This is a genomic window from Actinobacillus ureae ATCC 25976, from assembly GCF_000188255.1.
Lineage (GTDB): Bacteria > Pseudomonadota > Gammaproteobacteria > Enterobacterales > Pasteurellaceae > Actinobacillus > Actinobacillus ureae.
On the sequence record NZ_GL831080.1, the window covers coordinates 1,147,367 to 1,155,082 of the forward strand.

Consider the following 7,716-nt stretch of genomic DNA (forward strand, 5'->3'; position numbering starts at 1 on the left):
TATATAAAATAATTTTCTATTTAACATAATCTACATTATGCGAAGTAAAATGATTGTAACTTTGATAGCATATCTGGCGTTATTCTTTTTAATTTTAATGCTATCTATAAGCTATAAGCGGTACAAATTTGTACAGAAATTTGCAACTAAGATTACTAAGTAAATTTTGCAACTAAGATTACTAAGTAAATTTTGCAACTAAGATTACTAAGTAAATTTTGCAACTAAGATTACTAAGTAAATTTTGCAACTAAGATTACTAAGTAAATTTTGCAACTAAGATTACTAAGTAAATATTGGTTAATATATATTACAGATTTGTCATTGTTTGTTGCATATGATAGACTTTATTTTAGTTTAAAATAGATTAAGGTAGTATTATGTGTAGTTTATTAAACAAATATCAAAGATCGAGTGCAATGCCATCCTTATTATGCGACTTTTATAAGACCTCCCATCGGATACAATATCCTGAAAATACGCAAATCTTGTATAGTACTTTTACCCCTCGTAGCAATAAGCAAGCACCTTATTTAGACCGAGTTGTTTCATTCGGATTTCAGGCATTTATTAGTAAATATCTAATTCATTATTTTAATGATAACTTTTTTAATCGTCCAGAATCCGATGTGGTATCAGAATATTCGCAATTTATTGCTCAAACACTACAGATTAAGGATTCCGGTGAACATATTGCGCAATTGCATCAATTAGGCTATTTACCTATTCGTATCAAGGCGATTCCGGAAGGAAAATCGGTTGCAATTAAAGTGCCGGTAATGACGATTGAAAATACACATCCGGATTTCTTTTGGGTAACCAACTATTTAGAAACGCTGATTAATGTCTGTTTATGGCAGCCTATGACGTCTGCATCAATTGCATTTGCTTATCGCTCTGCTCTGGCTAAATTTGCAGAGAAAACCTGTGATAATAAAGCTCATATTCCATTTCAATCGCATGACTTTTCAATGCGAGGAATGAGTTCGTTAGAATCCGCTGAGATGTCCGGAGCCGGTCATTTAACCAGTTTTTTAGGTACGGACACTATCCCAGCGATTTCATTTATCAGCAGTTATTATGGATCACAGAACTTAATTGGCACTTCTATACCCGCTTCTGAACATTCGGTTATGAGTGCGCATGGTGTGGATGAGCTACCTACTTTCCGCTATTTAATGCAGAAATTTCCAGATAGTATGTTATCAATCGTGGCGGATACGACCGATTTTTGGCATAACATTAGTGTTAACTTGCCATTGCTAAAAGATGAAATTATGGCTCGCTCTGCGCATGCTAAGGTCGTTATTCGTCCTGATAGCGGTGATTTTTTTGCAATTCTTTGCGGAAATTCGACCGCTTGTAATGAGCATGAACGTAAAGGTTTAATTGAATGCTTATGGGATATTTTTAGTGGAACAATTAATACCAAGGGCTATAAAGTTTTAGACCCTCATATTGGCGCTATTTACGGTGATGGTGTGACTTACGATAAAATGCTATCCGTGTTGGAAGGGCTTGAGCAAAAAGGCTTTGCTTCAAGTAATATTGTGTTTGGTGTTGGGGCACAGACTTATCAGCGCAATACGCGAGATACGCTTGGTTTTGCGGTAAAAGCAACTTCAATTACAATTAATGGTACTGAGAAAGCGATTTTTAAAAATCCAAAAACGGATGATGGTTTGAAGAAATCGCAAAAAGGTCGGGTGAAGGTACTCTCATTTGAACATTATATTGATGGATTAACGGCAACGGATGATTTTGCTGATGATATGTTAGAACTGGTTTTTGAGAATGGCAAATTAGTGAAACACATTAGTTTTGATCAAATTAGAGATAATATTAACGCTCAGCTATAAATAAAAACACGGAATACACAAATTACGCTCAAGAAATTTTTGTGTAATTCGTATATTCCGTGCGGGTTCAAGAATAACTAAAATTATTTAGTTAAATCCACTTGATATACTGCAAAACCTACGTCATCAGTACCTACCAATGTCATTGGATATTGCGCTTTTTCTTTAATAAATGCTGCTGCTTTTTCGGTTGGAGAAGTTTCAAAACGAACATCTAATTTAGCTTTTGCATTAATTGGTGCAATGCGCCAGTTCTTGTCTGCCGTTGGTACAACATGACCGTTTGCTTTACTTTCTGCCGAAATGTAATTTGCTAAAATCTGACGATTCTCATCAGGTGCAGCAAAGACAATATGGCTATCACCAGTACCTGGGAATTTACCGCCGTATGCACGGTAATTGTTGGTCGCAATTAAGAACTCTTGCTTCGGATCAACCGGTTTACCTTTGAAGGTTAAGTTAACCACACGGTGCGAATTTTCATTGATTAATTTGCATTCACCATCGTAACGCGCCGATTGAGTAATATCAAATTGGTACTCTACTCCATCAATTACGTCAAAGTTATAAGTACGGAAACCGGTCCAATCTAATAAACTTTGAGGTTGTGAGCTAGCCGGATCAATTTGTTTGAACATACCGGCACTACATTCTAACCATTCTTTTAATTCTGCCCCTGTCGCTTTTACTACCACTAAAGTATTTGGATAGAGATATAAATCCGCCGCATTACGGAAAGTTAATTGACCTTTATCCACTTCGGTAAAGCCTGTTGGGTCATTTTTACGACCGCCTGCTTTAAATGGCGCGCCAGCACTTAATACAGGTAATCCGGCAAGCTCCGGTAAGCTTTTAACAACCACATTTTCAACATAAGCTTTTTGCGCTTGATTTACAATTTGGATCGTTGGATCATCTTGCACTAACGCTAAGTAACTATACATATTATCTGTGGCCTTACCGATTGGTTGTGATACAAATTTACGGGTTGCTTCGTGCGCTTCTTTAAGTAATGCTGTAATTTCCGGATGATTTTCAATCGTTGCTTTTTTCTTTTCAGCGTCATAGATCGGGCGCAGTGCCGCTTTTCCATCTACAACTGCCCATTTACCGTTCTGCTCCACTAAACTTAAATCAACCACGCTGAGGTTATTACCCCAATAGCCGGCCATACTTTCAGGAACACCTTTCATTGTACCTTTTGCAATATCGGCATTCGGTGATTTTTCAAATTCTTTATTTGGGAATAAGCGGTGCGAGTGACCAAAAATAACCGCATCAATGCCTTTCACATCAGCAAGGTAGAATGCACAGTTTTCTGCCCCTTCTTTATATGGTTCATCAGAAGGGCCTGTGTGTGCTAATGCGATAATCACATCAGCACCCTTCGCTTTAACAATTGGTACATATTTTTCGGCAGTTTTGACAATATCACGTGCTTCAACTTTGCCTTCAAGATTTGCTTTATCCCAAACCATAACTTGTGGTGGAACAAAGCCGATATAACCGATTTTTAATGTTTGAGGTTTGCCGTTTGCATCAACGATAGCTTTTTCTTGAATAAAGTAAGGCTGGAAGAAGGGTTCGTCTGTACCTGGTTTTACAATATTAGCATTCACGATCGGGAACTGCGCTTGTTTAATCACGTTATCTAAGTAGCTTAAACCATAGTTAAATTCGTGGTTACCGAGCGTACCGACTTCATATTTCATTGCATTAAGTGCCTTAATAGCCGGATCTGCTTTTCCTTCTTTTGAACCCACCGCTGCTTGGTAATCGGCGATTGGGTTACCTTGGATTAAGTCACCGTTATCCACCAACACACTATTTTTCACTTCTTTACGAGCTTGTTCAATTAAACTTGCCGTACGAGTAAAACCGAATTTTTCGGTTGGTGCGTCTTTATAATAGTCAAAGTCGGTTAAAAAACTATGAATATCAGTTGTTGCAATAATACGTAAATCCGCACTATTACTTGCCCCACCAGCTGCAAATGCAAAACGTTGTGTGCCTAACACAAGCATTGCGCTTGCACCTAATTGAATAAAACGTCTTCTATTTAGCATAAGAAACACTCCTCCTTGTTTGACATAAAAAATTGCAAATTATTGTAAGAAAATAACCGCTTATGCTCTAGCGCTTTTTTCCTATTTCGTGATCGAGTGCAAATAAAAATTGGTCCTTTATTCAGAATTTGTACTTTAATTTGAAATAAAACGCTGGCTCGAATCAAATTTTAAGCAGTTTTTCACTATTATTTTGGAATAGGAATTTATTTTATGTGCCGAAAAGTGTATTCTTATAAAGACGTACACACGCCACTGTGTGTCAATTTATCAATCCTTTCATAAACAAAGAAAAAAAGGTGTTTGACATGTCTAAAAACTTAATCCTTATCCTTAACTGTGGTAGCTCTTCTCTAAAATTTGCTATCTTAGATCCTAAAACAGGTGATGAAAAATTATCTGGTTTAGCAGAAGCATTTCATTTAGAAGACGCCCGTATCAAATGGAAATTAAACGGCGAAAAAGGCAATGTAGATTTAGGTGCGGGTGCCGCACATAGCGAAGCATTAACATTCATTGCAAATGAATTATTATCGGAAGAATTAAAAGCAAGCATTGGTGCTATCGGTCATCGTATCGTTCACGGTGGTGAGCAATTTACTTCATCTGTAGTTATAAATGACGATGTAGTTAAAGGCATCGAAAACGCAATTCAATTCGCACCACTTCACAATCCGGCTCACTTAATCGGTATTCAAGAAGCGTTCCGTATTTTCCCTGAATTAAAAGAGAAAAATGTTGCCGTATTCGACACGGCTTTCCACCAAACAATGCCGGAAGAAGCATTCTTATACGCACTTCCATACAAACTATATAAAGAAAATGCTATTCGTCGTTATGGTGCGCACGGTACTAGCCACCTATTCATCACATCACAAGTTGCTGAATTAGCAGGTAAACCGCTAGATCAAACAAACGCGATTATTTGTCACTTAGGTAACGGTGGTTCTGTATCTGTTGTTCGTAACGGTAAATGTATCGATACTTCAATGGGCTTAACACCATTAGAAGGTTTAGTGATGGGTACTCGTTCAGGTGATATCGATCCTGCAATCATTTTCTACCTATACAAAAACTTAGGTATGTCAATGGAGCAAATCGAAGATACATTAGTGAAAAAATCAGGTCTTTTAGGTTTAACAGAAGTAACTAGCGACTGTCGTTATGCAGAAGATAACTATGACGATGCATCAAAACCGGAAGCAAAACGTGCATTAGGCGTATACAGCTACCGTTTAGCAAAATATATCGGTGCATATATGGCAATCTTAGGTGATTCTCACTTAGACGCTATCGCATTTACTGGCGGTATCGGTGAAAACTCAGGTCACGTACGTGAATTAACCTTAAATCACTTAAAATTATTCGGTATCAAATTAGATAACGAACGTAACTTAGCGGCACGCTTCGGTAAATCAGGTACAATTACTGCTGATGACTCAGCATTCAAAGCAGTAGTAATCCCTACAAACGAAGAATTAGTGATTGCACAAGATACAGCTAAATTAGCATTATAATTCCAAGGGGCAGACAATTCTGCCCTTTTCCTACTTCACATAAACGGATTAAATATGTCTAGAACGATTATTCTTATTCCAACCACAACCGGCGTGGGTTTAACAAGTGTTAGCCTTGGTTTAGTTCATGCATTAGAGCAAAAAGGCACAAAAGTTGGCTTTTTAAAACCTATCGCACAACCGATTACCGGTGAAGATACTTTAGACCGCTCTACTTCTATCATTAAAGCTGCACAAACCACAGAAGTGGGCGAACCATTTATGCTAAGCGAAGCGGAAGCGTTAATTGGTCAAAACCAAAGTGATGTTTTATTAGAAAAAGTGGTTGAGCGTCACCAACAGTTATCAAAAAATAATGAAGTTATCGTTGTTGAAGGTCTAATTCCAACACGTAAAAACTCATACGCAAACAGCGTAAACTATGATATTGCTCAAGCGTTAGATGCGGAAATCATCTTAGTTGCGGCACCAGGTTCAGATAAACCGGCACAATTAAAAGAACGCATTGAAGCGGCTGCTTCAGAATTCGGTGGTCGTCACAACCCTAACTTATTAGGTGTGATCATCAATAAATTTAATGCACCGGTTGATGAATCTGGCCGTACTCGCTCGGACTTAACGGAAATTTTCGATTCATTCCAACATAGCACACAAAATGTTGCTGAAGTGGAAGCATTATTTGCGAAAAGTCCAATCAAATTACTTGCTTGCGTTGAATGGAAATCGGATTTAATTGCGACTCGTGCGATTGATTTAGCGAAACACTTACACGCTGCAATTATCAATGAAGGTGACATCCAATCTCGTCGTATCCGTGGCGTAACGTTCTGTGCTCGTAGCCTTCCACATATGGTTGATCATTTCAAAGCAGGTAGCTTATTAGTAACTTCTGCGGATCGTCCAGAAGTTTTAGTAGCAGCTTCTTTAGCGGTAATGAATGGTGTTGAAATCGGTGCAATCTTATTAACCGGTGGTTATAAAATTGAAACACCAATCGCAAAACTTTGCCAACAAGCATTTGAATCTGGTGTACCGGTATTCCGTGTAGAAGGTAACACATGGCAAACAGCGCTTAGCTTACAAAGCTTTAGCTTAGAAGTGCCAGTAGATGATAAAGAACGTATTACTTCAATCAAAGAATATGTTGCAAGCCAATTCAAGGCTGGTTTCGTTGATGAAGTATCTAAAGCGGCAACTCGTGCTCGTCGTTTATCTCCAGCAGCGTTCCGTTATCAATTAACTGAATATGCGCGTCAAGCGAAAAAACGCATCGTATTACCTGAAGGTGATGAACCTCGTACCGTGAAAGCGGCGGCATTATGTGCTGAACGTGGTATCGCAGAATGTGTACTTTTAGCAAATCCTACTGATGTTCGACGTGTAGCGGAATCTCAAGGTGTGGTATTAGGTAAAGGTATCACAATCATCAATCCTGAAGAAGTACGCGAAAACTATGTTGCTCGTTTAGTTGAGTTACGTAAAAACAAAGGTATGACAGAAGTTGTTGCGCGTGAGCAATTAACAGATACCGTAGTACTTGGTACGATGATGTTAGAAGCCGGTGAAGTTGACGGTTTAGTATCTGGTGCGGTACATACCACAGCAAATACAATTCGTCCGCCGATGCAAATCATCAAAACTGCACCGGGTAGTTCAATTGTTTCTTCAATCTTCTTCATGTTATTACCAGACCAAGTGCTTGTGTACGGTGACTGTGCGGTAAACCCAGATCCGACAGCTGAACAATTAGCTGAAATTGCGATTCAATCTGCAGAATCAGCGAAAGCATTCGGTATTGACCCACGTGTTGCAATGATTTCTTACTCAACAGGTACATCAGGTTCTGGTGCAGACGTAGAGAAAGTGAAAGAAGCGACTCGTATCGCACAAGAAAAACGTCCTGATTTAATTATCGATGGTCCGTTACAATATGATGCGGCGGTAATGGAAGATGTAGCTCGTTCTAAAGCGCCTAACTCTCCGGTAGCCGGTAAAGCAACGGTATTCGTATTCCCAGACTTAAATACCGGTAATACGACATATAAAGCGGTACAACGTTCTGCAGATTTAGTGTCTATCGGCCCAATGCTTCAAGGTATGCGTAAACCGGTTAATGACCTTTCTCGTGGTGCGTTAGTTGACGATATCGTATATACAATCGCATTAACTGCGATTCAAGCAACTCAAGGTTAATTAATCCTTTTAAAGCAAAATGCCCTCGTTTGAGGGCATTTTTTATATATAAAGAAAAAAGCGCTGAATGATCTGCCCCCC

General features: G+C 38.6%; 4 protein-coding genes. 3 read left to right on the forward strand and 1 reads right to left on the reverse strand.

The annotated features are described in order from the left end of the window. The first annotated feature begins 380 nt into the window (after positions 1-380). Positions 381-1,859, forward strand: a complete 1,479-nt coding sequence (locus HMPREF0027_RS05415; RefSeq protein ID WP_044024300.1) for a nicotinate phosphoribosyltransferase — start codon at positions 381-383, stop codon at positions 1,857-1,859. 83 nt (positions 1,860-1,942) lie between these two features. Here the strand turns inward: HMPREF0027_RS05415 and cpdB are convergent, their stop codons facing one another. Beyond that, positions 1,943-3,925, reverse strand: a complete 1,983-nt coding sequence (cpdB, locus tag HMPREF0027_RS05420) for a 2',3'-cyclic-nucleotide 2'-phosphodiesterase (RefSeq protein WP_005622842.1) — start codon at positions 3,923-3,925, stop codon at positions 1,943-1,945. 308 nt (positions 3,926-4,233) lie between these two features. Between cpdB and HMPREF0027_RS05425 the strand changes: the two genes are divergently transcribed. Both HMPREF0027_RS05425 and pta read left to right on the forward strand, forming a co-directional pair. Beyond that, the gene (locus HMPREF0027_RS05425; protein WP_044024301.1) at positions 4,234-5,442 is read left to right on the forward strand and encodes an acetate kinase; all 1,209 of its coding nucleotides are present in this window, start codon (positions 4,234-4,236) and stop codon (positions 5,440-5,442) included. A gap of 54 nt (positions 5,443-5,496) precedes the next feature. Beyond that, the gene (pta, locus tag HMPREF0027_RS05430; RefSeq protein ID WP_005622845.1) at positions 5,497-7,635 is read left to right on the forward strand and encodes a phosphate acetyltransferase; all 2,139 of its coding nucleotides are present in this window, start codon (positions 5,497-5,499) and stop codon (positions 7,633-7,635) included. The last annotated feature ends 81 nt before the right edge of the window (positions 7,636-7,716 follow it).

Excerpts from the sequence above, each read along its gene's own strand:
- HMPREF0027_RS05415 (WP_044024300.1), top strand. The coding sequence starts at position 381 with ATGTGTAGTTTATTAAACAAATATCAAAGATCGAGTGCAATGCCATCC.
- cpdB (WP_005622842.1), bottom strand. The coding sequence starts at position 3,925 with ATGCTAAATAGAAGACGTTTTATTCAATTAGGTGCAAGCGCAATGCTT.
- HMPREF0027_RS05425 (WP_044024301.1), top strand. The coding sequence starts at position 4,234 with ATGTCTAAAAACTTAATCCTTATCCTTAACTGTGGTAGCTCTTCTCTA.
- pta (WP_005622845.1), top strand. The coding sequence starts at position 5,497 with ATGTCTAGAACGATTATTCTTATTCCAACCACAACCGGCGTGGGTTTA.